At 59.3% G+C, this 25,852-nt stretch carries 26 protein-coding genes; 14 read left to right on the top strand and 12 right to left on the bottom strand.

From position 1 onward, the window contains the following. Positions 1–43: 43 nt before the first annotated feature. Complete coding sequence (gene pdxY / locus O8B93_RS19255) at positions 44–919, top strand: pyridoxal kinase PdxY (RefSeq protein ID WP_269711516.1); 876 nt, start codon at positions 44–46, stop codon at positions 917–919. Positions 920–1,093: 174 nt separating this feature from the next. Then, positions 1,094–1,735: a carbonic anhydrase gene (locus O8B93_RS19250; RefSeq protein ID WP_035224474.1), complete on the top strand. Its 642-nt coding sequence runs from the start codon at positions 1,094–1,096 to the stop codon at positions 1,733–1,735. A 188-nt stretch (positions 1,736–1,923) separates the two neighbouring features. On the opposite strand, the gene O8B93_RS19245 is transcribed toward O8B93_RS19250, so the two are convergent. The 3 genes from O8B93_RS19245 to O8B93_RS19235 form a co-directional block, all read right to left on the bottom strand. Next, entirely contained in the window at positions 1,924–2,739 is an 816-nt protein-coding gene (locus O8B93_RS19245) for a lytic murein transglycosylase (protein WP_269711515.1), read from the bottom strand. A gap of 214 nt (positions 2,740–2,953) precedes the next feature. Then, the gene (locus O8B93_RS19240) at positions 2,954–3,988 is read right to left on the bottom strand and encodes an aspartate-semialdehyde dehydrogenase (RefSeq protein ID WP_080824385.1); all 1,035 of its coding nucleotides are present in this window, start codon (positions 3,986–3,988) and stop codon (positions 2,954–2,956) included. A gap of 112 nt (positions 3,989–4,100) precedes the next feature. Beyond that, positions 4,101–4,331, bottom strand: coding sequence for a hypothetical protein (locus O8B93_RS19235; RefSeq protein ID WP_269711514.1), 231 nt, complete (start codon positions 4,329–4,331; stop codon positions 4,101–4,103). 167 nt (positions 4,332–4,498) lie between these two features. Here O8B93_RS19235 and O8B93_RS19230 point away from each other — a divergent pair, with 167 nt between their 5' ends. The 3 genes from O8B93_RS19230 to O8B93_RS19220 all read left to right on the top strand — a co-directional run bounded on the left by O8B93_RS19230 (position 4,499) and on the right by O8B93_RS19220 (position 9,612). Then, complete coding sequence (locus O8B93_RS19230; RefSeq protein WP_269711513.1) at positions 4,499–6,382, top strand: MFS transporter; 1,884 nt, start codon at positions 4,499–4,501, stop codon at positions 6,380–6,382. A gap of 189 nt (positions 6,383–6,571) precedes the next feature. Further along, positions 6,572–8,146, top strand: coding sequence for a Re/Si-specific NAD(P)(+) transhydrogenase subunit alpha (locus tag O8B93_RS19225; protein WP_269711512.1), 1,575 nt, complete (start codon positions 6,572–6,574; stop codon positions 8,144–8,146). Positions 8,147–8,166: 20 nt separating this feature from the next. Then, positions 8,167–9,612 carry an NAD(P)(+) transhydrogenase (Re/Si-specific) subunit beta gene (locus tag O8B93_RS19220; protein ID WP_269711511.1) on the top strand — a complete coding sequence of 482 codons (1,446 nt, stop codon included), beginning with the start codon at positions 8,167–8,169 and terminating at the stop codon, positions 9,610–9,612. 174 nt (positions 9,613–9,786) lie between these two features. Here O8B93_RS19220 and rutF read toward each other — a convergent pair whose 3' ends face one another. The 7 genes from rutF to O8B93_RS19185 form a co-directional block, all read right to left on the bottom strand. Beyond that, complete coding sequence (gene rutF, locus O8B93_RS19215) at positions 9,787–10,311, bottom strand: NADH-dependent FMN reductase RutF (protein ID WP_269711510.1); 525 nt, start codon at positions 10,309–10,311, stop codon at positions 9,787–9,789. Positions 10,312–10,352: 41 nt separating this feature from the next. Further along, positions 10,353–10,961, bottom strand: a complete 609-nt coding sequence (locus O8B93_RS19210) for a malonic semialdehyde reductase (protein ID WP_269711509.1) — start codon at positions 10,959–10,961, stop codon at positions 10,353–10,355. Between the two features lie 17 nt (positions 10,962–10,978). Continuing rightward, on the bottom strand, positions 10,979–11,770 hold the full coding sequence (gene rutD, locus O8B93_RS19205) for a pyrimidine utilization protein D (protein WP_269711508.1): 792 nt from the start codon (positions 11,768–11,770) through the stop codon (positions 10,979–10,981). Between the two features lie 12 nt (positions 11,771–11,782). Beyond that, on the bottom strand, positions 11,783–12,169 hold the full coding sequence (gene rutC / locus O8B93_RS19200) for a pyrimidine utilization protein C (protein WP_003492069.1): 387 nt from the start codon (positions 12,167–12,169) through the stop codon (positions 11,783–11,785). A 24-nt stretch (positions 12,170–12,193) separates the two neighbouring features. Beyond that, positions 12,194–12,934 (bottom strand): pyrimidine utilization protein B, encoded by a 741-nt coding sequence (rutB, locus tag O8B93_RS19195; RefSeq protein WP_006312121.1) that lies wholly within the window; start codon positions 12,932–12,934, stop codon positions 12,194–12,196. Next, complete coding sequence (rutA, locus tag O8B93_RS19190) at positions 12,931–14,022, bottom strand: pyrimidine utilization protein A (protein WP_269711507.1); 1,092 nt, start codon at positions 14,020–14,022, stop codon at positions 12,931–12,933. Before rutA ends, rutB begins: the two co-directional genes overlap by 4 nt. Before the next feature lie 397 nt (positions 14,023–14,419). Beyond that, the gene (locus O8B93_RS19185; RefSeq protein ID WP_269711506.1) at positions 14,420–15,031 is read right to left on the bottom strand and encodes a biliverdin-producing heme oxygenase; all 612 of its coding nucleotides are present in this window, start codon (positions 15,029–15,031) and stop codon (positions 14,420–14,422) included. Between the two features lie 301 nt (positions 15,032–15,332). On the opposite strand from O8B93_RS19185, the gene O8B93_RS19180 reads away from it, so the two are divergent. The 9 genes from O8B93_RS19180 (at position 15,333) to O8B93_RS19140 (ending at position 24,257) form a co-directional block, all read left to right on the top strand. Continuing rightward, on the top strand, positions 15,333–16,217 hold the full coding sequence (locus tag O8B93_RS19180; protein ID WP_269711505.1) for a dihydrodipicolinate synthase family protein: 885 nt from the start codon (positions 15,333–15,335) through the stop codon (positions 16,215–16,217). Between the two features lie 20 nt (positions 16,218–16,237). After that, positions 16,238–16,894: a GntR family transcriptional regulator gene (locus tag O8B93_RS19175; protein ID WP_269711504.1), complete on the top strand. Its 657-nt coding sequence runs from the start codon at positions 16,238–16,240 to the stop codon at positions 16,892–16,894. A 102-nt stretch (positions 16,895–16,996) separates the two neighbouring features. Beyond that, a complete protein-coding gene (locus O8B93_RS19170) occupies positions 16,997–18,328 on the top strand; it encodes an ABC transporter substrate-binding protein (RefSeq protein WP_269711503.1) in 1,332 nt (443 codons plus the stop codon). Next, positions 18,328–19,266 (top strand): carbohydrate ABC transporter permease, encoded by a 939-nt coding sequence (locus O8B93_RS19165; RefSeq protein WP_065114124.1) that lies wholly within the window; start codon positions 18,328–18,330, stop codon positions 19,264–19,266. The genes O8B93_RS19170 and O8B93_RS19165 overlap by 1 nt, the downstream gene beginning before the upstream one ends. Before the next feature lie 14 nt (positions 19,267–19,280). Further along, on the top strand, positions 19,281–20,102 hold the full coding sequence (locus O8B93_RS19160; protein ID WP_170985890.1) for a carbohydrate ABC transporter permease: 822 nt from the start codon (positions 19,281–19,283) through the stop codon (positions 20,100–20,102). A gap of 27 nt (positions 20,103–20,129) precedes the next feature. Then, positions 20,130–21,188: an ABC transporter ATP-binding protein gene (locus tag O8B93_RS19155; protein WP_269711502.1), complete on the top strand. Its 1,059-nt coding sequence runs from the start codon at positions 20,130–20,132 to the stop codon at positions 21,186–21,188. A 20-nt stretch (positions 21,189–21,208) separates the two neighbouring features. Next, a complete protein-coding gene (locus O8B93_RS19150) occupies positions 21,209–22,168 on the top strand; it encodes a sugar kinase (RefSeq protein ID WP_269711501.1) in 960 nt (319 codons plus the stop codon). A gap of 143 nt (positions 22,169–22,311) precedes the next feature. Then, on the top strand, positions 22,312–23,370 hold the full coding sequence (locus O8B93_RS19145) for a P1 family peptidase (RefSeq protein ID WP_269711500.1): 1,059 nt from the start codon (positions 22,312–22,314) through the stop codon (positions 23,368–23,370). 20 nt (positions 23,371–23,390) lie between these two features. Continuing rightward, the gene (locus O8B93_RS19140) at positions 23,391–24,257 is read left to right on the top strand and encodes a D-amino-acid transaminase (protein ID WP_065114128.1); all 867 of its coding nucleotides are present in this window, start codon (positions 23,391–23,393) and stop codon (positions 24,255–24,257) included. A 65-nt stretch (positions 24,258–24,322) separates the two neighbouring features. On the opposite strand, the gene O8B93_RS19135 is transcribed toward O8B93_RS19140, so the two are convergent. Both O8B93_RS19135 and O8B93_RS19130 read right to left on the bottom strand, forming a co-directional pair. After that, positions 24,323–25,219, bottom strand: coding sequence for a LysR substrate-binding domain-containing protein (locus O8B93_RS19135; RefSeq protein ID WP_269711499.1), 897 nt, complete (start codon positions 25,217–25,219; stop codon positions 24,323–24,325). 131 nt (positions 25,220–25,350) lie between these two features. Further along, positions 25,351–25,812, bottom strand: a complete 462-nt coding sequence (locus O8B93_RS19130) for a hypothetical protein (protein WP_269711498.1) — start codon at positions 25,810–25,812, stop codon at positions 25,351–25,353. Between the last annotated feature and the right edge of the window lie 40 nt (positions 25,813–25,852).

Raw genomic sequence — 25,852 nt, 5'->3', positions numbered from 1 at the left:
GCACTTGCGCGCTTCTGCGATATTTGAAAGCAAGAAGGCCGTGATGCAGGAAAATACACAGGGCGCCGTCATCGTCATTTCCAGCCACGTCATGCGTGGCTCCGTCGGCAATCGCGCCGCCGTTTTTGCGCTGGAGACGCTAGGTTACCCGGTCTGGGCAGTGCCCACCATCGTCATGCCCTGGCATCCCGGCCATGGCCCGTCCACGCGGATGCGCTTTCAGGACGATGACTTCGACAAGGCCATGACCGACCTTGAGAACGCCCAATGGATCGGCGAGGTCAAGGCTGTTCTGACCGGTTATTTCGGCAGTGCCGGGCAGGTGCGCTCCGTCGCAAGGCTGATCCGCAATCTGAAGGAAAAGAACCCGGGGCTTATTTATGCCTGCGACCCGGTCATGGGCGATCTGGGCGGGCTTTACATTCCCCTTGAGACCGCCGAAGCCATCCGCGACCACCTCATTCCCCTTGCGACCGTCGCAACACCAAACCGCTACGAACTGGCCTGGATGAGCGGCGCCGAGCTTGAAACCAACAATGCCATCATGGATGCCGCGCTCGCGCTCGGCCCGCCGAAAATGCTTGTCACTTCGGCCGTGCCGATGATGACGGGCGGAACCGGCAATCTTTACCTCAGCGGCCGCCACGCCCTGCTTGCCGAACACCGCGCCATAGAAAATGCGCCGAACGGCCTCGGCGACCTGATGTCGGCGCTGTTCCTCGCCCGCCTGCTGGAAGGTGTGGATGATGAAAAGGCGCTGCAACTGGCCACCGCCAGCGTGTTCGAAATTCTGGCACGAACGAAAAAACGCGGGATGAACGAACTGACGCTGGAGACCGATTCTTCAAGTCTTTCCACACCCATGGCCATGGTGCAGATGCGTCATCTCTTGCATCCTTCACGCAGCAAGCGCAAATAGCGGCTAGAGCATTTCCAGGAAAAGCGGCCCTCGGTTTTCCATCCGGAAATGCGGCAACAGGAAGTTGGAGCGGTTTCGCGGTTCGAAGAAAAGCGAAAATGCTCTAAAGGATTGGTCTTCAACGCGCCAGGTTCGCCCCGTGATCTTGGTCCAAGCATAACGGTACTGCGATAGATGAAAGATTTTCCGGAAACTCTTTTGAACGGCTACAAGAACTTCATGAGCGGCCGCTATGTCGATGAGCGCGAAAGATATCGCGTTCTGGCCGATACCGGACAGAAGCCGCAGACCCTGTTCATTGCCTGTTGTGACTCCCGTTCAGCGCCGGAAACCATTTTCGATTGCGGACCGGGAGAGCTTTTCGTCGTCCGCAACGTTGCCAACATGGTGCCGCCTTTCGAGCCGGATGGGCAATACCACGCCACTTCGGCGGCCATCGAATATGCCGTGCAGGTTCTGAAGGTGAAAGACATCGTCGTCATGGGCCACGGCCGCTGCGGCGGCATTCAGGCGGCCCTCGACCCCAATCTCGAGCCGCTGTCACCCGGTGACTTCATCGGCAAATGGATGAACATGGTCAAATCTGCGGCCGAACAGATCCAGAGCAATGACGTCATGACCGCCTCCGAGCGCCAGACCGCGCTGGAACGCGTCTCCATCCGCAACTCCATCGCCAATCTGCGCGGTTTCCCCTTCGTCAAGGCGCAGGAAACCGCCGGCAAGGTCAAGCTGCATGGCGCATGGTTCGACATCTCGACCGGCGAATTGTGGGTGATGGACGGCAAAACGGGCGACTTTCGCCGCCCGGATCTGTGATTGAAGCTGGTGGTTCTATTGGGCGCCGTTAGGCCACTCCGGTAACTTTCGTCATCCTCGGGCTTGTCCCGAGGATCTAACCACCTCTCACAAAATCGGAACGTTGCAGATCCTCGGGACAAGCCCGAGGATGACGTCGAGAGTACGGACAAGGCCTTGTGATCAGAAGGCCTTTCGAATCTGCGACCTTATTGGCCGTCGATCGCCTTGCCGATGAAGGCGATGGCCTGCTGATAGACGCTTGCCGCGTTCCAGCCCTGGATGGCGGCATAATTCGCCTGTCCCTGCTGGTAACCCGCACCACGCTGCCAGCCATGGCCGACGAGGAAGTTTGCCGTCGAGGCCAGCGCATCGGCGCGCGAACCGACGAGGTCGATGCGGCCGTCGCGGTCGAAATCCACACCGTAGCGCACGACATTCAATGGCAGGAACTGCGTCTGGCCGATTTCACCATGGGCGGCACCCTTGGCGTTGACGTTAAGCGAGCCGCTGCCGACCAGCTTAAGCGCCGCGTAAAGCTGCTCGGTGAAATAATCCGAACGGCGGCAGTCGAAGGAGAGCGTCGCCACGGCGGAAAGCGTGTGCTGGTTGCCCATGAAGCCGCCAAAGCCGGTTTCCATGCCCCAGATGGCCAGAAGCGGGCCGGCCGGAACGCCGTAAGTTCTTTCGATCGAGGCGAAGAGAGCCGCATTGTTCTTCTTCATGGTCTTGCCGCGCGAAATGATCGTCTGACCGCCGCGCTTCTGCATGAATTGTTCGAAGGACAGCTTGAAGCTGTGCTGGCCGCGATCGGCGCGGATGGTCGCCTGATTGTAGGAGACGCCGGAGAAGGCGCGATCGAGCACCGAAGCGCTGACGCCGCGGCCTGCCGCTTCCTGCTTGAAGGCGCCGACCCAGGCATCGAAGCCTGCCGAAGTGTTACCGCATTGCGCAGCCATAACCGGCGTCGCTGCCAAAACCGAGACCATGGCCACACCAGCCAGAATTGCCTTCATTGCCCGCATCAAAATCTGCCTTCGATATCCTTTGGGGAATTCATCCCGAGAACCAACACGTCGCCGTTGTAGGGGTTCGGGTGCCAAATTGTCTTTTGGCGGCTTAAATTGCCTTTCGGCAGCAAGGCCTGCAAATAAACTGGCCGTGATCGTCACCAATGGAAAACCCGTCTGCCCCACACAGAACAGACGGGTTATACTTAACGAACCTTAAAAAATCGTATCACGCAGCCGCCTTGCGAGGCTTGATGAGACCACGATTGACCAGGAGTTCGGCGATCTGGATGGCGTTAAGGGCAGCACCCTTGCGCAGATTGTCCGAGACGACCCAGATGTTGAGGCCGTTTTCAACCGTTGCATCTTCACGGATACGCGAAATATAGGTCGCATCTTCACCGGCGGATTCAACCGGCGTGATGTAGCCGCCATTTTCATGCTTGTCGATAACGAGGCAACCCGGCGCTTCGCGCAGGATGTCACGCGCCTGATCGGCGGTGATCTCGTTTTCAAACTCGATATTGACCGATTCCGAATGGCCGATGAAGACAGGAACGCGCACGGCCGTGCAGGTTACCTTGATCTTCGGGTCGAGCATCTTCTTGGTTTCGGCCAGAACCTTCCACTCTTCCTTGGTGTAGCCGTCTTCCATGAAGACGTCGATGTGCGGAATGACGTTGAAGGCGATACGCTTGGTGAACTTCTTGGTTTCGACCGGATCGGCCACAAAGACAGCGCGGGTCTGCTGGAACAGCTCGTCCATGCCTTCCTTGCCGGCGCCGGAGACGGACTGATAGGTGGAGACAACGACGCGCTTGATCTTGGCGAAGTCATGCAGCGGCTTCAGCGCGACGACGAGCTGTGCCGTGGAGCAATTCGGGTTGGCGATGATGTTCTTCTTGGTGAAGCCCGCAACCGCATCGGCATTGACTTCCGGAACGATCAGCGGAACGTCCTGATCGTAGCGCCATGCAGACGAGTTATCGATGACGACGCAGCCCTGCTGGCCGATCTTCGGCGACCACTTCTTGGACACATCGCCACCGGCCGACATCAGGCAGATATCCGTGTCGGAAAAATCGTAATTTTCGAGGTTGGAAACCTTCAGCGTGCGATCGCCATAGGAGACTTCCGTGCCCTGCGAACGGGCGGAAGCGAGCGGCACGATCTCATCGGCGGGAAAACCGCGTTCGGCCAGGATATTGAGCATTTCGCGACCGACGTTGCCGGTGGCGCCTGCAATTGCAACTTTGAAACCCATGATCAAGCTCTCTTTCTGTCTCTCCTCTTTTGGGTGAGGTGGGGAAACCGCATCGCATCGCGGCTTCCTCGATCCCCAGCCAAACCGGGGAGAGAGCGGCGGGCCAGAGACGTCAGACGGTTTTAATCGTCGTTTTGGCCGTAATTCGGATAGAATAAGAAAGACGCGGATCATCGCCGGCGGATTGTGCCGGTCCTTCCATGACGAACATGTCTGCAACATGCATGCGCAAGGTGATGCTCCTTCTTCGCGAAAAGCTATTAGAAGGTTTCGCGATTGTGTCAAGAAAAAAGGCGCGTTTCAGGTCACCCGGCCGGGGCAGGCGAAAACCGGCCTGCGACATTTTTGCACGTTATACATTAGACTAAAGTCATAATCCGAAAGCATCGCTCTTATCGGGGTTAATTTTCTGTCACTCTGACGTCATGCGCATTGCAGCCGCAAGGTGAGTCCGGAGGAGAGAGACGGGCTCCGCAATGCGCCGATTGGGACATCTGTGGAGGACAGACAATGGCAAATGTTGCAGCCGTGAGCAGCCCCGCCCGTCCAATGACGGGCGAGGAGAAGAAGGTGATTTTCGCCTCTTCTCTCGGAACGGTTTTCGAATGGTACGATTTTTATCTATACGGCTCGCTCGCGATCTATATCGGCGCGAACTTCTTCAGCCAATATCCGGAAACGACGCGCAACATCTTTGCGCTTCTGGCCTTTGCCGCCGGCTTCCTCGTGCGCCCGTTCGGCGCGCTGGTGTTTGGACGTCTCGGCGATATCGTCGGCCGTAAATACACCTTCCTCATCACCATTCTCATCATGGGTGTTTCCACCTTCCTCGTCGGTGTCCTGCCCAGTGCATCGCAGATCGGTATCGCCGCTCCGATCATCCTGATCATCCTGCGCATGCTGCAGGGTCTGGCGCTCGGCGGTGAATATGGCGGTGCCGCAACTTACGTGGCCGAACACGCGCCGAACGGCCGCAGAGGCTATTACACCTCGTGGATTCAGACGACGGCGACGCTCGGCCTGTTCCTGTCGCTGGTGGTCATTCTCGGCGTGCAGTTCGCGCTCGGCAAGGAAGCCTTCGCCGCCTGGGGCTGGCGCATTCCCTTCCTCGTTTCGGTTCTGCTGCTCGGCGTATCGGTCTGGATTCGTCTTAAGATGAACGAATCCCCCGCCTTCAAGAAGATGAAGGAAGAGGGCAAGACCTCCAAGGCACCGCTCAGCGAAGCCTTCGGCCAGTGGAAAAACGCCAAGATCGCCCTGCTTGCCCTCGTCGGCGCCGTCATCGGTCAGGCCGTCGTCTGGTACACCGGCCAGTTCTACGCGCTGTTCTTCCTGCAGAGCATTCTGAAGGTGGACGGTCAGTCAGCCAATATCATGGTTGCGGCAGCCCTCATCCTCGGCACGGGTTTCTTCGTGCTCTTTGGCTGGCTTTCCGACAAGATCGGCCGCAAGCCGATCATCATGGCCGGCCTCGTTCTTGCGATGCTGACCTACTTCCCGCTGTTTAAAGCGCTCACCTGGGCGGGCAATCCGGCACTTGCGCAAGCACAGTCCACCGTTCGCGCCACCGTGACCGCCGCCCCCGGCGACTGCAAATTCCAGTTCAACCCGACAGGCACGGCGAAATTCACCACATCCTGCGATATCGCCACCTCGTTCCTGACCCGCAACTCCGTTCCCTATGACGTGGTTGCCGGAACGGCCGGCCAGCCGGCGAGCGTCAAGCTCGGCGACGCCACCATCGCCAGCTACGACGCGATCGCAGCCGGTGCGGATGCGGCGGCCAAGGACAAGGCCTTCCAGAAGCAGGTCAACATCGCACTGCATGACAGCGGTTATCCGCTGGTGCGCGGCGCAGCGCAGGTTCCGGACGCAAAACTGGACGCCTTCATCGCCGCAAACCCGGAACTCAGCCTCAATGCTGAAGCCGTTCGCGCCACCGACAAGAAGATGGTGGCAACCGACAAGCTGGTGGCGGACAAGCTGCTGACGCCGGCCGAGACCGGTGGTGCGGCGGAAATGGCCGTCTACACCATTGCCGGCGGCGGCGCCTTCTCCATGGTGGCCGACCCGGCAGCCGTGAACTGGGTCGTCATCATCGCGGTCCTGACCGTCCTCGTCATCTATGTGACGATGGTCTATGGCCCGATCGCGGCGCTTCTGGTCGAGCTGTTCCCGACCCGCATCCGCTACTCCGGCATGTCGCTGCCCTACCACATCGGCAACGGCTGGTTCGGTGGCCTTCTGCCCGCCACCGCCTTTGCGATGAGCGCGGCGAAGGGCGACATCTATTACGGTCTCTGGTACCCGATCGTCTTTGCAGGCATCACGCTGGTCATCGGCCTGCTGTTCCTGCCGGAAACCAAGGATCGCGACATCCACACCATGGATTGAGTGAAAAGCACCCGAAACAACCACCCGGCGCCATGGCGCCGGGTTTTTTATTGCCGCCGTACCGCCACCGCCCGAAATGGCCTTTTCCCTGATGTCAATCCGCCGCAGGTAGAAAAACAGCAATAACAAGACAAAAACGCCCCAAATGGGCTATGACGGCTTATCAGGACGGGAAATGGGAGAGCAGTTTTGAGAATCGGAACGCCTAAGGAATTATATGAGGGCGAAGCGCGCGTCGGCATGACGCCCGACAGCGCGCAAGCACTACAGAAACTCGGATATGATTGCGTGATCGAGGCCGGCGCCGGCAAGGCGGCCGGCTTTTCTGACGATGCCTATCGCAAGGCCGGCGTTACCGTGGTCGAGAGTGCGGACGCGCTTTATTCCGGCTCCGATATCATCGCCAAGGTTCGCCCGCCGGAAACGTCGGAGATTGATCGCCTGTCTTCGGACAAGACGCTGATCTCGTTCTTCTATCCCGCCCAGAACAAGGACCTTCTGGAGCAGGCGAAGGAAAAGGGCGCAAACGTCATCGCCATGGACATGGTGCCGCGCATTTCGCGCGCCCAGAAGATGGACGCGCTGTCCTCCATGGCCAATATCGCCGGTTATCGCGCGGTGATCGAGGCCGGTAACAATTTCGGCCGCTTCTTCACCGGTCAGGTCACCGCCGCCGGCAAGGTGCCGCCCGCCAAGGTTCTGGTGATCGGTGCTGGCGTTGCCGGTCTTGCCGCCATCGGCACGGCCACCTCACTCGGCGCCATCACCTATGCCTTCGACGTTCGTCCGGAAGTGGCCGAACAGATCGAATCCATGGGCGCAGAATTCGTCTATCTCGATTTCGCCGAGCAGGCTCAGGACGGTGCCGCGACCGGCGGTTATGCCGCCCCCTCCTCGCCGGAATTCCGCGAGAAGCAACTGGAGAAGTTCCGCGAACTCGCCCCGCAGATGGATATCGTCATCACCACGGCGCTAATCCCCGGCCGCGACGCCCCCAAACTCTGGCTCGCCGACATGGTGGCGGCAATGAAGCCAGGTTCTGTCATCATCGACCTCGCTGCCGAGCGCGGCGGCAATTGCGATCTGACGGTGCCCGACCAGCGTGTGGTTTCCGACAACGGCGTCATCGTCATCGGCTATACAGATTTTCCGAGCCGCATGGCGGCACAGGCCTCGACGCTTTATTCCACCAACATCCGTCACATGATGACCGATCTGACGCCCGCAAAGGACGGCAAGCCGGTTCACAACATGGAAGACGACGTCATTCGTGGCGCGACCGTGACCTATCAGGGCGAGATCACTTTCCCGCCGCCGCCGCCGAAGATTCAGGCCATTGCCGCGCAGAAGCCGAAGGAACGGGTCAAAGAGCTTACGCCCGAGGAAAAACACGCGAAAGAACGGGCCGAGTTCAAGGCGCAGACCAAAAGTCAGGTCGGGCTGTTGGTCATCGGCACCCTGGCTCTGCTTCTCGTTGGTCTTTTTGCACCGGCAAGTTTCATGAGCCACTTCATCGTCTTCGTGCTCGCCTGCTTCATCGGTTTCCAGGTCATCTGGAACGTCAGCCATTCGCTGCACACACCGCTGATGGCGGTGACGAATGCCATTTCCGGCATCGTCATCATCGGCGCGCTGCTGCAGATCGGTTCCGGCAACTGGGTGGTGGTGATCCTTGCCTCGCTTTCCGTCCTGATCGCGACGATCAACATCGTCGGCGGTTTCCTCGTGACACGGCGCATGCTCGCCATGTTCCAGAAGTCCTGAGCGTGCGGGGATTTAAATAAATGACCATTGGTATCGTTTCCGCGGCCTATGTTGCCGCAGCCGTTCTTTTCATCCTTTCCCTCGGCGGCCTTTCCGGCCAGGAAAGCGCCAAGCGCGCCGTCTGGTACGGCATAACAGGCATGGGCCTCGCCATCGTCGCCACCGTCTTCGGTCCTGAAATCAGCAAAGGCGTCGGGCAATGGCTCGTCGTGCTCCTGATGCTCGCCGGCGGCTCGGTTCTTGGCTATTTCGTCGCAAGCCGCGTGCAGATGACCGAAATGCCGCAGCTTGTGGCAGCCCTTCACTCCTTCGTCGGCCTTGCCGCCGTCTTCATCGGCTTCAACGCCCATATCGAGGAAGCGCATGTCGCCTCTCTCGATGAGACGGCGCGGTCGTTGCTCACAGGCTTTTCCGCCATCCTCGCCCACAAGACTCCGGTCGAACTGGCGATCATGAAGGTCGAGGTCTTCCTCGGCGTCTTCATCGGCGCGGTCACCTTCACCGGCTCGGTCGTCGCCTTCGGCAAGCTTGCCGGCAAGGTGGACGGCAAGGCGAAGAAGCTGCCGGGCGGACATCTGCTCAATGCCGGCGCTGCGATCCTGTCGCTCGTGCTGCTCATCATGTATTGCAATGGCGCCGGCGCATGGACCCTCGTCCTGATGACGCTTGCCGCCTTCTTCATCGGTTACCACCTGATCATGGGCATCGGCGGCGCCGACATGCCTGTCGTCGTTTCGATGCTGAACAGCTATTCCGGCTGGGCGGCCGCCGCCATCGGCTTCACGCTCGGCAACGATCTCCTGATCGTCACGGGCGCGCTGGTCGGCTCCTCGGGTGCGATCCTCTCCTACATCATGTGCAAGGCGATGAACCGCTCCTTCATCTCGGTCATCCTCGGCGGCTTCGGCGGCACGACGGGCCCAGTGATGGAGATCGAGGGCGAGCAGGTAGCGATCGACGCCGAGGGCGTGGCCGCAGCACTCAACGACGCCGACAGCGTCATCATCGTGCCCGGTTACGGCATGGCGGTGGCGCAGGCGCAATCGGCCGTGTCGGAACTGACCCGCAAGCTGCGCGCCGATGGCAAGACCGTGCGTTTCGCCATCCACCCCGTCGCCGGCCGTCTTCCCGGCCACATGAACGTGCTGCTGGCTGAGGCAAAGGTGCCTTACGATATCGTGCTGGAAATGGACGAGATCAACGACGATTTCCCCAATACCGACGTCGTCATCGTTATCGGTTCCAACGACATCGTCAACCCGGCGGCGCAGGACGATCCGAATTCACCCATCGCCGGCATGCCGGTTCTGGAAGTGTGGAAGTCGAAGCTCGTCATCGTCTCCAAGCGCGGTCAGGGCACGGGTTACTCCGGCATCGAGAACCCGCTGTTCTACAAGGACAATACGCGCATGTTCTATGGCGATGCGAAGAAGTCGATCAACGATCTTCTGCCGCTGATCAAGTAATGAAAAGGGCGTTTCCGGGAAACCGGAAACGCCCTTCGATTTCCGAGACGCTATTCCACCTCAACGTCATCCTCGGGCTTGACCCGAGGATCCATCGCGCGTCAGGTTGTGGATCCTCGGGTCAAGCCCGAGGATGACGGAGGAGAAACCCGCCGTCGGCTCGAAGGAGCGCCCTCAAAGCACACGGTAACGCCGGTTGAAATACATCAGCGCTTCATCACCCGCATTGATCTTCATATCCACGACAGTGCAGATCAGAATATCATGCGTGCCGCCGTCATGCGCCTCGCGAATACGGCAGTCGAAAGAAACCAGTGCGTCTTCCAGAACCGGAGCACCGGTCTCGAGCACGCCCCAGCTGCCGGCAGCAAAACGTTCATCGGCGGGTGTCTTGCCGCCAAAAAGCGTGCTCAGCACCTCGTGATGGGCGGCAAGCGTGTTAATGCAGATAACGCCATTAGCCTTCACCACCTTGTAGGCTGAGGCATTGCGGTTGAGGCAGACGAGAAGCGTGGGCGGATTGTCGGAAACGCTGCAAACGGCTGTCGCTGCAAAGCCCGCCCTGCCGGCTGCACCATTGGTCGTGACGATGTTGACCGCCGCACCGAGCCGCGCCATGGCGTTTCTATATTCGAGGCTGCGCTGCTCAGCAGTCTTCGTCTCCATTTCCGCTTCCTTTTCAAGAGACATCATCCGCATCTAACCCATCCTTCCTTAACAGGCCATCAAGCCAGCACACATCAAGCCAGCACGCAGGCGTCTTCAAAGCCAAGGCGCGGCAGACGGCCGAAGAGTTTTGACGGATCGCCATAACCGAGATTGATCAGAAAATTGGATTTCCACGTCGTGCCGGCAAAAAACGCCGCATCCACCTTGCCCTTGTCGAAACCGGACATGGCGCCCGTATCCAGCCCCAGCGCGCGGGCGGCAAGGATCAGATATCCGGCCTGAAGCGTGGCGTTGCGAAAGGCCGTTTCTTCGGCCACCGCCGGGCTGGAGGTGAACCACGAACGCGCATCAGCATGGGGGAACAGTTCCGGCAGTTTCTCGTAAAATTCGCTGTCGATGGCAGCGATGACCGTGACCGGCGCGGCGATGGTCTTTTCAAGATTGCCCGACGAAAGCGACGGCCTCAATTTTTCCTTGGCTTCCGGGCTGCGCACGAAGACGAAGCGCGCCGGCGAGCAATTGGCCGAGGTTGGCCCCATCTTCGTCAGGTCGTAAAGCGCCTTCAGCGTTTCGTCACTGACCGGCTTGTCCGTCCAGCCATTGTGGGTACGTGCCTCGGTGAAAAGCGTCGCCAGTGCCTTGTTGTCCAGGGGGGCCGCGTCATCAAGTGCTTTCGTCATGTTACTTTAAAATCCTGTCAGAATGTTTGGGTGCTCGGCAGCAGAAACTGCAAAAGCCGCGTGTTGAAAAGCTCAGGCTCGGTGATGTTGACCGCGTGCGCCCCGAAATCGAGGAGGCAAAGCTCACCTTGCGGCAAGCCATCGGCGAGGCGCTGCGAGCGGGTATAGGGCACCAGAAGATCGTCTTTCGTCGCCACCACCAGCACCGGATTGTCGATCTCGCCAAGCCGGCTATCGACATCGAAAGCCCGAAGCGCCGCAATACGCCGCAGCACATTTGCCTTGCCCTGGAAATGCGAAACGCCATGGGCATCATCCCGCGCCAGACGCTCCTGGTGTTCCGACATCCATGCCGCCGGATAAAGAAACAGCGGCTGGGCTTTCACGAAGGCCTCGACACCGGATTTCTCCAGAAGCTCGATCCGCACGTCAAAGCAGCGTCCGGAATGCGGATCGGCCTTGCTCCACGCATTGATGAGCACAAGCTTGTCGATGAGGCCGGGCCGGCTGAGCGCGATATCGAGGCCGATCAGACCGCCAAGCGCATGGCCGATGAAGTGGAATTTTTCGAGGTTTAGCGCCGAGACAATCTCCAGCACATCATCCGCCATGGCCGATATGCCCCCCTCCACCGGCACCTCGCCGCCCGTCCTTCCCGTTCCGCGATGATCATACGTAACCACGCGGAAATGACGGGAAAGGGCTTCGATCTGCGGCACCCAATAGGCACCCGATCCGCCCAGCCCCGAAGACAAAAGGATGGTGGGCGCCTCAGTATCAGTCCGGCCATGAACCTCGAAATGCATCATCTGCCGTCTCGCCTATTTGCCGATATGGGCAACGGTGGCGATTTCCACCAGCGCGTCAGGCTTCACAAGCCCGCACTGGATGCAATACCGCGCCGGCTTGTCGCCGGGGAAATATTCGGCATAGACCGTGTTGACGGCCTGATAATTCGCCCAGTCGGTGATGAAGATGTGGTTCATCGTCACGTCTTCCATCGTGCCGCCGGCGGTTTCGATGACGGACTTGATGGTTTCGAGAACATGGCGTGTCTGGGCGCTGGCATCGCCCACATGCACGACATTATTGTCCTTGTCGAAGGGCAGCGTGCCGGACACATAAACCACGCCATCGGCAAGGGTTCCCGGTGAAAAGGGAGCGATGGGTTTGCTGGTACCGGCAGGCACGACGATCTTTTTCGGCATTTCGTTCTCCTCTTGTGTTGAATATCAAGCGCTGACGGGTGCGGCCTGCGAGATGACGCCGCAGAAATCATTGACGGTGGCGACCCAGCCGAAAAATTTCTCGACATTGTAGACCGTCGCCTGCTGGATAAAATCCGGCCCCAGATGATGGGTGGCATCCTCCAGCATCACCCCGAAATATTCGAGATGGAAAGCATCGCGCAGCGAGCTTTCGACGCAGACATTGGTGGCGATGCCAACGAAGACCAGATTACGGATGCCGCGAGCACGCAAAACGCTATCCATATTGGTATTGAAGAAACCGCTATAACGCGTCTTCGGCACCAGAATATCGCCGGGCTGCGGCTGCAACTCGTCGACGATGGCATAATCCCACGTGCCTTTGGCCAGGAGCTGGCCCTGCAATTCCGGGCGTTTGCGCATGGTCTTCAGCGCGTTGGATTTATGCCAGTTGGGCGAACCCGGTCCGCCCGCCTCGACATAGTCCTTGTCCCAGCCATTCTGGAAATAGATGACCTGAACACCCGCCGCCCGCGCTGCATCCAGCGTCTTCTTGATGTTGGCGATGGTGCCCTTGGCCCCGGATATATCGAACCCGGCCAGATCGACATAACCGCCTTCGGTCGAATAGGCATTCTGCATGTCGACCACGACAACGGCGGTTTCGCTGGGTTTCAGGGTGATCGGCTCCGGCCTTGCGGGAAGCGTGACACTTTCCGAGCGGCTTTCCGGCCCTTTGTAACCCGCAACGACGGCTTCACTCATTCCGCTGCCTCCAGTGCCGCCTGAACATGCGCCCGGCTCTTCATCAGCGGCTGCACATATTTGCCGAATTTTTCGACGCCTTCTAGGAAGTCGTCGAAAGTCAGCATCACGCCGCCCGTTCCCGGCACTTCGCTCATCTCATCCAGCATGGCCGCCACTTCCTCGTAAGAGCCGATCAGCGTTCCCATGTTGATGTTGACCGCCGAGACGGGATTGGACATGTGCCGCACATTGGTGTCGGAGCCGGATTTGGTGTCGACCGCGCTTTGCAGGCCAAGCCACTTGATGGCGTCCTCATCCGCGCCGGCCTTGTAATGCTCCCACTTCGCCCAGGCGTCTTCCGATTTTTCCTCGGCAAGCACCATCGTCAGCACGACGGATTTAACCTCGCGGCCGGACTTTTCCGTTGCCGCCAGCAGGCGCTCATTGGTGGGCGCAAAGGCCTTCGGCGTATTGACGCCAACGCCGAAGCAGAAGCTGTAATCGGCAAACTTGGCCGAAAACGCCATGCCGGAATTGGAGGATCCGGCGCAGATGAGTTTCACATCCCCCTGCGGCACCGGCTTCATGCGGCAATCCTCCATCTTGAAGAACTTGCCGTTGAAATCCGATTGCCCGTCCGTCAACAACTCTTTCAGAACGGTGGTGTATTCGCCAAGATATTCGTAGCGATCACCGAAATAATCGTCACCTGGCCAGAGCCCCATCTGGCTATATTCCGGCCGCTGCCAGCCGGTAATCAGGTTGATACCGAAACGTCCGCCGGAAATGGAATCGATTGTCGTCGCCATGCGGGCCACGATGGCCGGCGGCATGACCAGCGTAGCGGCCGTGCCGAACAGCTTGATCTTGGAGGTGACGGCGGCGAGGCCCGCCATCAGGGTGAAGGATTCAAGATTGTAATCCCAGAACTCTGTCTTGCCGCCAAAGCCGCGCAGCTTGATCATCGACAGCGCAAAGTCGAAGCCATATTGCTCCGCCTTCAGCGTGATCGCCTTGTTCAAGTCGAAGCTCGGCTTGTATTGCGGCGCGTTTTCGGAAAGAAGCCACCCATTGTTCCCGATCGGGATAAAAACACCAACTTCCATTTTGCAGTTCCCTTTTTTAACGTCAGGTATCTCCTGACTTGACAAAAAGAGTAGCAGGTTCTGTGCCAGACCAAATAAAATAATTTTATCAAATGGATAAAATTTTGGGGCGTGAGGGAGCCTTGACCGAAAGATAAAAAATTTATCATTTGGTCAAAATATTTGCCTGTTTATTCGGCAGAAATAAAAGGAAAAGTCGATCCTTCGATGGCCTTGAATTTTGGGACGGAAGAGCCCCGACTTTTTTGCCGTCATCCTCGGGCTTGACCCGAGGATCCATAACCCACTGAAACCAATGGATCCTCGGGTCAAGCCCGAGAATGACGTCGCGTATGGAGCGCTGTCGACGGCATGCAAAGAACAACGGGGCTTCCCGCGATCAAGCTATGCCAAAACCTCAACCCAGCCGCTGCTGCGCATAGGCATGAACCGCCCGGAAGGCCTCTTCGGCGCCGGCGACGACGCGCTCTTCCTCTTCGACCGTCAGCGAAATTTCATCGAGTGCTGCGGTGAAGGTGCGCCAGTGCAGGCCGCGTCCTTCCGGCGCGCCGGCCAGATGGCGGGCGCCAAATTCCTCGCCAAGTCCGAGCTTCGCCGCGTCTTTCAGCAGAAACGCCGCGCCGAGATTGGAGCCTTCGACAACATAAAGCCAGCCCATGGCCTCCGGCAGATCGAAAGCTGTCTCGGCAGTAAAACGCGGCTCGACCGTTTCGGGAATGGCAAGACCGAGATCGGAAAGATCCTGCTCGATCATGGAAAGACGACGGCGGCCCTTGAGGTCGGGCAGCAGGCCATCAAGCGTGGCATTGGCGAAAAAGACATCGAGATCGCGATGGAAAAGATATTGCGTTTCGACAAATTTGCCGAAGTTCTCGCGGCTCTCGAACGGCTTCGACGCCATGATGAAGCTATCGAGATCGCCATGCGCGCCACGCGTCGCTGCTTTCAGGCGCTTGACGCGGCTCTGCTCGATCTCTGTTACAGGCGCTGCCGGCTCCACAATGGTCATGATGATGGTCCCTTATCCCTATATTCAGACTGCCTGATAAAAATCTTTACTCCAACAGTCAAATTTTATTTTGGCATGCAGCCTCCTCCCGGAAAAGGATTGGTATTTGCGGTCTCCCTGAACCGGCGCGCCTCTAAACGGCACAATCGCGCGCCGCCCACCTCACGGGGCCCTCGCCCAGACCACCACCAAAGCAAATTTCCTTGCCTTCGCCTTCCGAACAATCATATTGCAATTACCTCTTTACAACTAACATGTCAGTATGCCATCAATCTGCCGTCACCTTGGAGGAGCATCTTAATTGACCCAGAAATTCGGCCTTTCGGCAGCCTTGACGACCCCTTTCAAAACGGACGGAACGGTCGATATCGATGCCATGATCGCCCATGCGCGCCGCTGCTTGTCTAACGGCTGCGACAGCGTCACCCTCTTCGGCACGACAGGTGAAGGCTGCTCCGTCGGTAGCCGCGAACGGCAGGCGATCCTCTCCAGCTTCATTGCAGAAGGCATTGCGCCGTCGCGCATCGTTACCGGTGTTCTGGTCGATTCTATCGAGGATGCGGCAGACCAGTCGGCCGAAGCCCTGAAAGCCGGCGCCAGCAATATTCTGCTCGCCCCGCCCTCCTATTTCAAGAACGTCAGCGATGACGGCCTATTTGCCTGGTTCTCGGCGGTCTTTTCAAAGATCGGCAAGGATGCACGCGACATTCTCGTCTACAACATCCCCTCCGTGACCATGGTAACGCTGTCCGTCGAACTGGTGGGACGGCTGAAGGCGGCGTTTCCGCGCATCGTCACCGGTGTCAAGGATTCCTCCGGCAACTGGAGCCATACCGAGCGTCTCCTCAAGGAACACGGTGACCTTGCCATCCTTATCGGCGACGAGCGTGATCTCGCCAGGGGCGTTCGCCTCGGTGGCCAGGGCGCCATCTCAGGCGTTGCCAATTTCCTGACGCAGGAAGTGCGCGCCATGGCGGTCGACGGCAAGGACGATCCGCGCATTGTCGATCTTGTTGTGGAACTTCTGAAATTCCCGGTTACGCCCGCCGTCAAGGTGCTGGTATCACACACGACAGGGGAAACGATCTGGTCGGATGTGCGTGCACCACTCATCGCCATTTCACCGGAAGACCGCCGGCAGATCGAAGGCGCATTCGACGCGCTGTTTCGCAGGCAGGCCGCCTGAACAAAGCTGAAAGGTTGAGCATGGACGATACCGGCGAACAGACATTGCGGGAACGGGCGTATGAGAGCTTTACGCATCACCTTCTCTCGCGTGACGTTCGTCCGGGGCAATTCATCTCGCAACGCCGGCTCGTGGAACTGACGGGTCTGCCGCTCGGCGCGATCCGGGAGGCAATCCCACGGCTGGAGGCTGAAGGTCTGATCAAGACCGTGCCGCAGCGGGGATTGCAGGTCGCCCATATCGACATCAACCTCATCCGCGAGGCGTTCCAGTTCCGTATCTTTCTCGAAAAAGAAGCTGTGGCGAACTTTACCCGTTCGGCTTCCGACGAGGCCATCGCGACGCTTCTGAAACAGCACCGCGATATCGCCAAAGCAGCGGAGAATGGCGAGGAATCGCCGGAGCTGGATCAGCATGCCCAGCAGGTGGACTGGGGCATGCACGATGCCTTCATCGACAGTCTTGGCAATTCGATCATCTCTAACGCCTACCGCGTCAATTCCATCAAGATGCGCCTGATCAATCAGGAGCGTTTTCGCATCGCCGGCCATGTGAAATCGGTGATGAAGGAACATCTCGCCATTCTCGAAGCCATCGAGAGGCGATCTGTGGAAGACGCTGTGGAACGGCTGACCGCCCATATCCGCAACGCAAGGGACAGGGCGCTGGCGGTGTAAGGCAACTCCGGCAGGGACTAATGATGGTCTGCGCTGGACTTGCAGGAAATAAGCAACAGGCCGGGGTGAGGAGAATTTCCGGCTAACTGGAGGAGAACTGACATGACGCATTCATTGCTCAACCCTACACGCCGCGCCTTTCTGGCTGGCACGGCCGCGATTGGCGGCAGCGCGATGCTCGGCATTCGCCCGGCATCGGCGGCGGTGAACTGGAAAAAACACGCAGGCACCACGCTTGAGGTCAATCTTGTCAAAAGCCCGCGCAGCGAAACGCTGATCAAATATCTCGGCGAATTCGAAGAACTGACCGGCATCAAGGTCAATGCCGAAGCCACGCCTGAACAGCAGCAGCGCCAGAAGGTCGTCATCGAGCTTTCCTCCGGCAAGCCAAGCTTCGACGTGGTGCATCTGAGCTACCACGTTCAGAAGCGCCAGTTCGAAAAGGGCAAATGGCTGGCCGATATCAGCGGCTTCCTGAAGGATCCGTCGCTCACCGATCCGTCGCTCGTCGAAAAGGACTTCGCCGAAGCCGGCATGTTGTTTGCCAAGGATAGCGACGGCGTGCTGCGCTCGCTGCCCTTCTCGGTGGATTACTGGATCGTCTACTGGAACAAGGAACTCTTCGAGGCCAAGGGCCTGAAATACCCTGAAACCTTCGAGGAATTGGTAACGGCGGCGGAGAAGATCACCGATCCCGCAACCAACACCTATGGTTTCGTCGCCCGCGGCCTGAAGAACGCCAATACCCCGGTCTGGACCTCGCTGATGCTGGGTTATGGTGCAAAGCCCATCAGCGCCGACGGCAAGATCGACACCGAATCCAAGGAAGCGGTGGAAGCGGCAGCGCTTTATCAGCGCCTGATGACCAAGGCAGCACCTCCCGGCGTCTCGGGCTTCAACTGGGCGGAAGCGCAATCGGCCTTCCTGCAGGGCAAGATCGGCATGTGGTTCGATGGCGTCGGTTTTGCACCGCCGATCGAGAACCCGGAAAAATCCCGCGTCGTCGGCAAGGTCGGTTACGGCGTCATGCCGAAAGGCCCGGCAGTTCAGGCCGCCGGCACGTTTGGCGATGGTCTCGGCGTCGTCGAAGCCAGCAGCAAGAAGGAAGCCGCTTACCTCTTCTGCCAATGGGCGATCTCGCATGAAATGGGCGCGCGTCTGTTGCAGGCCGGCGCCGGCGTTCCATTCCGCCAGTCCATCCTCGAAGACCAGAAGGTCCGCGAAGGCGTGAAGATGCCGGCCGCCTGGCTGGACGCCGTTGTCGGTTCCGGCAAGGTCTCGCAGCTTGCGCTTCCCGTCATCATTCCGGTGACGGAATTCCGCGACATCTACGGCGTCGGCCTCACCAACATGATCGGCGGCGCGGACCCGGCGGCCGAGCTGAAAAAGGCGACGGAACAGTTCGCACCCGTTCTGGCACGTAGCGAGGGATAATGGCCTCCGTGAGCATCGAAAACACCAAGACAGGCGTCAGTCGTAGAGAAGGGAGCAGGCCTGCAAGGCTTGCTCCCAACTACTGGCCCTTCGTCATACCGGCACTTATCGTCATTCTGGCTGTCATCGTTTTTCCATGGGTCTTTACCCTGTGGATGAGCGTGCACCGCTGGACGCTCGGACAGGAGCAGAGCTTTATCGGTTTCGAGAACTATATCCGGCTCGCCGGCGATATCAGGTTCTGGGAATCGCTCTGGCACACGCTCATTTATACCGTGCTGTCGGTTGTCGCCCCGCTGTTTCTCGGAACATTGGCGGCGCTGGTTTTCGATGCGCAGTTTCCGCTGCGCGGTTTTCTGCGCGGCGTTTTCGTCATGCCGATGATGGCGACCCCGGTCGCCATCGCGCTGGTCTGGACCATGATGTTCCACCCGCAGCTCGGCGTCCTGAACTATCTGCTGTCGCTCATCGGCATCGGGCCGCTGGAATGGATCTACAACCAGTCGACCGTCATTCCCTCGCTGGTGCTGGTGGAAACCTGGCAGTGGACGCCGCTCGTCATGCTGATCGTGCTCGGCGGGCTGGCCGCAGTGCCGCGCGAACCCTATGAAAGTGCTGAAATCGACGGTGCCAACGCCTGGCAGAAATTCCGTTACCTGACCATGCCGATGATTGCGCCGTTTCTGATGATCGCCGTAATCATCCGCTCCATCGATGCCGTCAAAAGCTTCGACATCATCTATGCGATGACGCAGGGCGGGCCTGGCACGGCGTCTGAAACCATCAACATCTATCTCTATAATACGGCGTTTTCCTATTACGACATCGGTTACGGCTCGGCCATGGCCGTCGTCTTTTTCATCATCATCGTGGCGCTGTCCTTCGTGCTTTTGATGGTGCGCCAGCGTTCGCAGTGGAACGAGATGGAGGATCGCTGATGTCTGGAAAAATCCTGAAACGTAAAAATCTCGACCGCATCGGCCTTTTCTTCGTGGCACTGGTGATGATCTCGCCGGTCATCCTGTTCTTCATCTGGATGATCTCGCTCTCGCTGAAATATGAGATCGACAACGGCGCCTATCCGCCGATCCTCATTCCCGAACGTTTCGCCTGGTCGAACTATGTGAAGGTGTTCGAGGAGAATAATTTCTTCCTCTATTTCTGGAACTCGGTCCTCGTCACCGGTGCGGCCACCATTCTGGCGCTCGTCATCGGCGTACCCGCCGGTTACGGCATTGCGCGACTGAAGGCGGAAAAATCCGCCGTCGTCATCATGATCGCCCGCATGACGCCGGGCCTCTCATTCCTCATTCCGCTGTTCCTGCTGTTCCAATGGCTGAACCTCTTGGGCACGCTCTGGCCGCAGATCATCATCCATCTTGTGGTGACGGTTCCGATCGTCGTCTGGATCATGATCGGTTATTTCGAGACCACGCCGAAGGAACTGGAAGAGGCGGCAAGCATCGATGGCGCATCCTCCTGGCAGGTGTTCCGGCTGGTGGCGCTGCCGATTGCCAAGCCAGGCATCGTCGTCTCCTTCATCCTCGCGGTCATCTTCTCGTGGAACAACTTCGTCTTCGGCATCGTGCTGGCCAGCCGTGAAACGCGCACCCTGCCGGTCGCGGTCTACAACATGCTGTCCTTCGAACAGGTCAGCTGGGGACCGCTGGCCGCAGCCGCGCTCATCGTCACGCTGCCGGTGCTGCTGCTCACCATGTTCGCACAGAAACAGATCGTGGCGGGTCTCACCGCCGGCGCCGTCAAGGGCGGCTGAATTCAAATTATAACGGGAACCAAAAACATGGCACCGGTCAATATTCAAAATGTCCAGAAGCGCTTCGGCTCGGTCAACGTCATCCACGGTATCGATATCGACATCAAGGACGGAGAATTCGTCGTCCTCGTCGGCCCTTCCGGCTGCGGCAAGTCTACCCTGCTACGCATGATCGCTGGGCTAGAGGAACTGAGCGACGGCGAAATCCACATCGGCGCGCGGGAGGTGAGCCACCTGCCCGCCCGTGACCGCGACATCGCCATGGTCTTCCAGAACTACGCGCTTTATCCGCATATGACGGTCAAGGACAATATGGGCTTCGCGCTGAAGCTGAAGAAGGTCAGCGCCGAGGAAACCAGGGCCAAGGTCGACAGGGCCGCCGCCATTCTGGGACTGGAAAAGCTTCTGGACCGTTATCCGCGCCAGCTTTCCGGCGGCCAGCGCCAGCGTGTCGCCATGGGCCGCGCGCTGGTGCGCGATCCGCAGGTCTTTCTGTTCGACGAGCCGCTTTCCAACCTCGATGCCAAGCTGCGCGTGCAGATGCGCGGCGAGATCAAGGCCATGCACCAGCGCATCGGCACGACCACCATCTATGTCACCCACGACCAGGTGGAAGCCATGACCATGGCCGACAAGATCGTGGTGCTGCATGATGGCGTCATCGAGCAGATCGGCGCGCCGCTCGAGCTTTACGACAATCCCGCCAATCTCTTCGTTGCCGGTTTCATCGGTTCGCCGGCCATGAATTTCATTCGTGGTCGGGTGGAGGAAGGCGTCTTCCGCACCGCAAAGGGCCTCAGCCTGCCGCTGCCCGCCAATGCCGAGATCGGCAAACTGGGCGGCCGCGACCTCGTCTACGGCGTGCGGCCGGAACACATCCGGGCCGCCGAGACCGGCATTGAAGGCCGGGTCGAACTGGTCGAAGGTACCGGCTCGGAAATCTACGCCAAGCTCAATTGCAAGGGTGACGAGATCGCCTGCCTGTTCCGCGAGCGCCTCAATGTCCGCTTCGGCGATACGATCCACATTACCATCGATCCGGCAACCGTGCATCTGTTCGACAAGGACAGCGGCAAGCGCATCTGAACAGGGCAGGAGCGAAGAGAATGGTAAAGGAAGCGGGCGGCAAGCATGTGCTCTGCGTGGGTGCCGCCGTGCTGGACACCCTGTTTCGTGTGCATGACATGCCGAAGGGCGAAGGCAAGGTCCTGCCCTATGAGATGTTGCAGATCGCCGAAGGCATGGCGTCGAGCGCCGCCTATGCCGCCCATCGCATGGGCGGCCGCGCCAGCCTCTGGGGTGCGGTGGGCGACGACGAAACCGGCACCCGCATCCTGCGCGATCTCGCCGAAAGCGGCATCGATGTTGCGGGCATGACCATCGCCGCTGGCGCGCGCTCGGCCCTGTCGACGATCATCATCGATGACCGGGGAGAACGGCTGATCGTGCCTTTTTACGATCATCGCCTGCACGAGAAAAAACGCTCCTGCACGCCGGCAGATATTGCCCCGTTCGATGCCGTTCTGGTGGATGTGCGCTGGCCGGAACTGGCACTCGATGTGCTGACCGTGGCGCGCGCACTTGGCAAACCCGCCATTCTGGATGGTGACGTTGCGCCGGTGGAAACGCTGGAGAAGCTTGCGCCCGCCGCAACCCATATCGTCTTTTCCGAACCCGCCGCCGCCCGGCTGACCGGACTTGAAACGGTGAAGGACATGCTGCCGGTGCTGCATTCGCGCTATCCGCAGACCTTCATCGCCGTCACCGCCGGTCCGCATGGCTGCTGGTGGACGGAGGCCGGTGATCCCACGGTGCATTTCCAGACGACCATGCAGGTCAAGGCGGTGGATACGCTGGCGGCGGGCGATATCTTCCACGGCACCTTTGCGCTGGCGATGGCTGAAGGCATGCAAAGCCGCGCGGCCATCCGCCTCTCTTCTGTCGCCGCCGCGCTGAAATGCACCGTATTCGGCGGCCGCATCGGCGCACCGACGCGCGAAGAGACGGAAGACGCGATGCGGCAATGGCTGGAGCGTGAAGGCGAAGCTGCGCTGCGCGCCTCCTGAGCGCATCCATTGCCCGCATAAAACTATTCCATTTTTGCGATGCCGTTTCCCGGCGAAGTAGTCTAACGTCAAGTCAGAGCAAAGCTTTTCGCAAGCCGCGCCTGTTCCACCTTGAGCCCGTATTCCGCAAAAGTGATCGCCCGATGCATCAGACGACCCGCCCGAGACTGCGCGATATCGGTTTCCGGCCCGGCCATTTCGAGACCGGCCCGCTCAACGCCATCACCGATGTCGAAGGCGTGACCATCGGCCATTCGACCGTCATCGAAGGCGATACGATCCGCACCGGCGCAACCGCGATCCTGCCGCATGGCGGCAATCTCTTTCAGGACAAGGTGCCCGCCGCCTTCGCCGTCTATAACGGCTTCGGCAAATTTGCCGGCTCCACCCAGATCGAGGAACTCGGCGAGCTCGAAACACCTGTTATCCTCACCAATACGCTGGCGACAGGCCGGGCCATCGAGGCGATCAACCACCATACGCTGGCACAGCCGGGCAATGAGAAAGTCGTCTCGATCAATGCCGTCGTCGGCGAAACCAACGATTCCCGCCTGAACGACATCCGTGCCGGCCGCCCGACGGTCGATGAGATATCAGCCGCGCTTAAAAATGCGGCCACAGGCCCGGTGGCCGAGGGCGGCGTTGGTGCCGGAACCGGTACGGTCGCTTTCGGCATGAAAGGCGGCATCGGCACCGCATCCCGCATCGTCACCATCGCCGGAACGACCTATACGCTCGGCATTCTTGTCCAGTCCAATTACGGCGGCCATTTGCTGGTCTGCGGCACGCCCTATGCCAGCCCTGACCATAAGGACAAGGACGGCTCGATCGTCATCATTGTCGCCACCGACGCGCCGCTCTCCTCCCGCAATCTGAAGCGTTTGGCGGCCAGAAGCTTCGGCGGGCTGGCGCGCACGGGTGCAGCACTCAGCAATGGCTCCGGCGATTACGCTCTGGCCTTTTCCACCGATGAGCGGCTGCGCCGCACGCCCGCGCGCCGCAAGGCCGTCGCAGACTATCCAGAACTTTCCAACGATGCGATTTCGCCGCTCTTCGAAGCAGCGATCGAGGCGACGGAGGAGGCGATCTTCAATTCGCTCTGCGCAGCAACCACGACGACGGGCTTCAATGCCGGCACCGGCAAGGCCTCCACGGTCGAGGCCATTTCCATCGACGCCCTTAAAACCCTTCTTTCAGCCTGATTTTTCCAGACGGAGTTTTCATGACTAGCCCATCCGGTCGCATCGTTTACGTCAACGGCGAATTCCTGCCCGAAGCGGACGCCCGCCTCTCCATCTTCGACCGCGGTTTCCTGTTTGGCGACGGCATTTACGAAGTTACCTCCGTTCTGGAAGGCAAGCTGATCGACAGCGACCTGCACATGGCTCGGCTGGAGCGCAGCGCCCGCGAGATCGACGTGCCGCTGCCGGTCACCACGAAAGAGATCGTCGAGGCAGAGCGCCGCCTGATTGCCGACAACAACCTCGTCGAAGGCATGATCTACCTGCAGCTGACGCGTGGCGCCGAAGACCGCAATTTCCTGTTCTCCGCTGATCTGAAGCCGACGCTGGTCATGTTCACCCAGGCCAAGAAGCTGATCGGCACCCCGGTCGAAGAAGCCGGCATCGCCGTCAAATCGGTTCCCGACCAGCGCTGGGAACGTCGCGACATCAAGACCGTCTGCCTTTTGCCGCAGGTCATGGCCAAACGCATCGCCAAGGCCGAAGGCTGTGACGAGGCGTGGATGATCGAGGATGGTTTCGTCACCGAAGGCGCGTCCTCGACCGCCTACATCGTCACCGCCGACAAAAAGATCATCACCCGCGGCAACAGCAACAAGACCCTGCCCGGCTGCACGCGTCTTGCCGCCCTGCAGCTGGCCAAGGAAGCCGGCTTCACGCTGGAAGAGCGGCCTTTCACGCTGGAAGAGGCGCTGAATGCCGACGAGGCCTGCCTGACCAGCGCCTCCAACTTCGTGGTTTCGGTGACGAAGATCGACGGCAAGCCGGTGGGTAACGGCAAGCCCGGCCCGATGGTGAGCCGCCTGCGCGCGCTCTACCTCGAAAACGCCCGCCGCACCGCCATCTGATCGAAAGCGTTTTGTTTGTCGCATTTCCGGATGGAAAACCGGGGGCCACTTTCCCCGGAAATGCTCTAACCTTCGAGAACCGCCCAGATGCGCTCAACCACGGGCCGGCGGTTCTCCTTGGAACGATAAAGCCTGATATCGACGGCAATATCGAAACTTGAATCAGCGGCGCGCACCAGAGCGCCGCTATCCAGCTCGTGCCGCATCAGGCTTTCCGGCACCCAGGCGACACCCCAGCCGGCCATCGCCATGGCTTTCAGCCCCACCGACATGCTGCCCTCATGCACCCGTTCGAATTGCGGCAGCCGCGCGCTCAGGAGATCGCGCAGCAGCGGCCCGAAGAACGAGGCCTTTTCATAATCCAGATAGGCAAAGGGTTTTCGCGCATTTTCTACCAGCGCATGCAGCGGTGAACCATCTTTCGCCGGCGCGGAAACCGGAATGATGTTTTCTGCACCCAGCACTCGGAACTCAAAAGTCTGCGCATCGAGCAGCATCGGCACTTCGGGATGGGCATAGGTCAGAAGGAAATCGCTCTGCCCGTCCACCAGCGAATTGAGGTTTTCCTCCATGCTGCCGGAATCCGGTCGCAGAACTGAAAACAGCGGTCCGGCCGTCTCGTTCACCCGTTTCAGCCAGTCGGGAAAGAAGGTGAAGGACAGGGTATGCAGCGCCGTCAGCCGAACGGTTTTGGCATCGGCTCCCTCTTCCTGCAACAGGGTGCGCCGCGCATGGTAAAGCTGTTTCAGCGTCTCCTGCGCCACCGGCACGAACTTCGCCCCCGCCTCCGTCAGCCGGGAAGGATAGGAGGCGCGGTCAACCAGCGTCGCGCCCACCCAGGCCTCCAGCTGCTTGATGCGCCGGCTGAAAGCGGATTGCGTCACATGCCGCTCATCCGCCGCTTTCGAGAAATTGAGCGTTCCGGCCAGCGCCAGGAAATCCTCGAGCCATTTGACTTCCAAGGGCCTGTTCTCCCACAAAGATGTTGTCCCGGCCTGCGGGAACACGGGTCTTTATTAGGAGCAATGGAAGCCGATTGAAACCCTCTTCATAACGGGGTTCTGATTGGGAGAAAATGACACCTTAGCATATTTTAGGTCTCCCCTCGGACCCAACCCACAGTCGACACCTTCACTTCATCGATACGAGCAAGGCTGGGATTTTCAGCTAGATATTCGTCAAGCCGTGGATCTTCCTCATAGCGGTATTGCTCATCTACGATGCTGTAGTCGGCTCCCAACTCCTGACGCAAAAGTACGAGGAGCTTATCTACATCTGTGTTGAAGCGGTCACAAACACCCTGCGTCCATAGGCTCGGATCGAGTGGATATAAGGGATTAAGATATCCGGAATGCTCAAAATCAAGACGATCACGCAGTTGCTGCGCCGTCTCGGAGAGAACCAGCTTTGGCTTGGAAGGCATCTGACCTTCGAGGCCAAAGAAAGCCGCATCGACGGGTCCAACATCCAATCTCGCGCATGTTTCGCTGTCGCCTGCCCAGAGGCAACCACCTGCGCCATAGTCAAAAAAGAACCTCAGAACACCTTTTACCATACAGGAACTATAGGTGCTAAACGGACGGCAAGAAAGGTCG

Origin of the sequence: Martinezella rhizogenes, from assembly GCF_027460065.1 — a bacterium.
GTDB lineage: Bacteria > Pseudomonadota > Alphaproteobacteria > Rhizobiales > Rhizobiaceae > Agrobacterium > Agrobacterium rhizogenes_C.
Note: the sequence above shows the minus strand (reverse complement) of the source record. Positions and strands in the feature narration are given on the sequence as shown.

Coding starts and splice junctions, on each gene's coding strand:
- pdxY (WP_269711516.1), top strand. CDS start 44: ATGCAGGAAAATACACAGGGCGCCGTCATCGTCATTTCCAGCCACGTC.
- O8B93_RS19250 (WP_035224474.1), top strand. CDS start 1,094: ATGAAAGATTTTCCGGAAACTCTTTTGAACGGCTACAAGAACTTCATG.
- O8B93_RS19245 (WP_269711515.1), bottom strand. CDS start 2,739: ATGCGGGCAATGAAGGCAATTCTGGCTGGTGTGGCCATGGTCTCGGTT.
- O8B93_RS19240 (WP_080824385.1), bottom strand. CDS start 3,988: ATGGGTTTCAAAGTTGCAATTGCAGGCGCCACCGGCAACGTCGGTCGC.
- O8B93_RS19235 (WP_269711514.1), bottom strand. CDS start 4,331: ATGTCGCAGGCCGGTTTTCGCCTGCCCCGGCCGGGTGACCTGAAACGC.
- O8B93_RS19230 (WP_269711513.1), top strand. CDS start 4,499: ATGGCAAATGTTGCAGCCGTGAGCAGCCCCGCCCGTCCAATGACGGGC.
- O8B93_RS19220 (WP_269711511.1), top strand. CDS start 8,167: ATGACCATTGGTATCGTTTCCGCGGCCTATGTTGCCGCAGCCGTTCTT.
- rutF (WP_269711510.1), bottom strand. CDS start 10,311: ATGCGGATGATGTCTCTTGAAAAGGAAGCGGAAATGGAGACGAAGACT.
- O8B93_RS19210 (WP_269711509.1), bottom strand. CDS start 10,961: ATGACGAAAGCACTTGATGACGCGGCCCCCCTGGACAACAAGGCACTG.
- rutD (WP_269711508.1), bottom strand. CDS start 11,770: ATGATGCATTTCGAGGTTCATGGCCGGACTGATACTGAGGCGCCCACC.
- rutC (WP_003492069.1), bottom strand. CDS start 12,169: ATGCCGAAAAAGATCGTCGTGCCTGCCGGTACCAGCAAACCCATCGCT.
- rutB (WP_006312121.1), bottom strand. CDS start 12,934: ATGAGTGAAGCCGTCGTTGCGGGTTACAAAGGGCCGGAAAGCCGCTCG.
- rutA (WP_269711507.1), bottom strand. CDS start 14,022: ATGGAAGTTGGTGTTTTTATCCCGATCGGGAACAATGGGTGGCTTCTT.
- O8B93_RS19185 (WP_269711506.1), bottom strand. CDS start 15,031: ATGACCATTGTGGAGCCGGCAGCGCCTGTAACAGAGATCGAGCAGAGC.
- O8B93_RS19175 (WP_269711504.1), top strand. CDS start 16,238: ATGGACGATACCGGCGAACAGACATTGCGGGAACGGGCGTATGAGAGC.
- O8B93_RS19170 (WP_269711503.1), top strand. CDS start 16,997: ATGACGCATTCATTGCTCAACCCTACACGCCGCGCCTTTCTGGCTGGC.
- O8B93_RS19165 (WP_065114124.1), top strand. CDS start 18,328: ATGGCCTCCGTGAGCATCGAAAACACCAAGACAGGCGTCAGTCGTAGA.
- O8B93_RS19155 (WP_269711502.1), top strand. CDS start 20,130: ATGGCACCGGTCAATATTCAAAATGTCCAGAAGCGCTTCGGCTCGGTC.
- O8B93_RS19150 (WP_269711501.1), top strand. CDS start 21,209: ATGGTAAAGGAAGCGGGCGGCAAGCATGTGCTCTGCGTGGGTGCCGCC.
- O8B93_RS19145 (WP_269711500.1), top strand. CDS start 22,312: ATGCATCAGACGACCCGCCCGAGACTGCGCGATATCGGTTTCCGGCCC.
- O8B93_RS19140 (WP_065114128.1), top strand. CDS start 23,391: ATGACTAGCCCATCCGGTCGCATCGTTTACGTCAACGGCGAATTCCTG.
- O8B93_RS19130 (WP_269711498.1), bottom strand. CDS start 25,812: ATGGTAAAAGGTGTTCTGAGGTTCTTTTTTGACTATGGCGCAGGTGGT.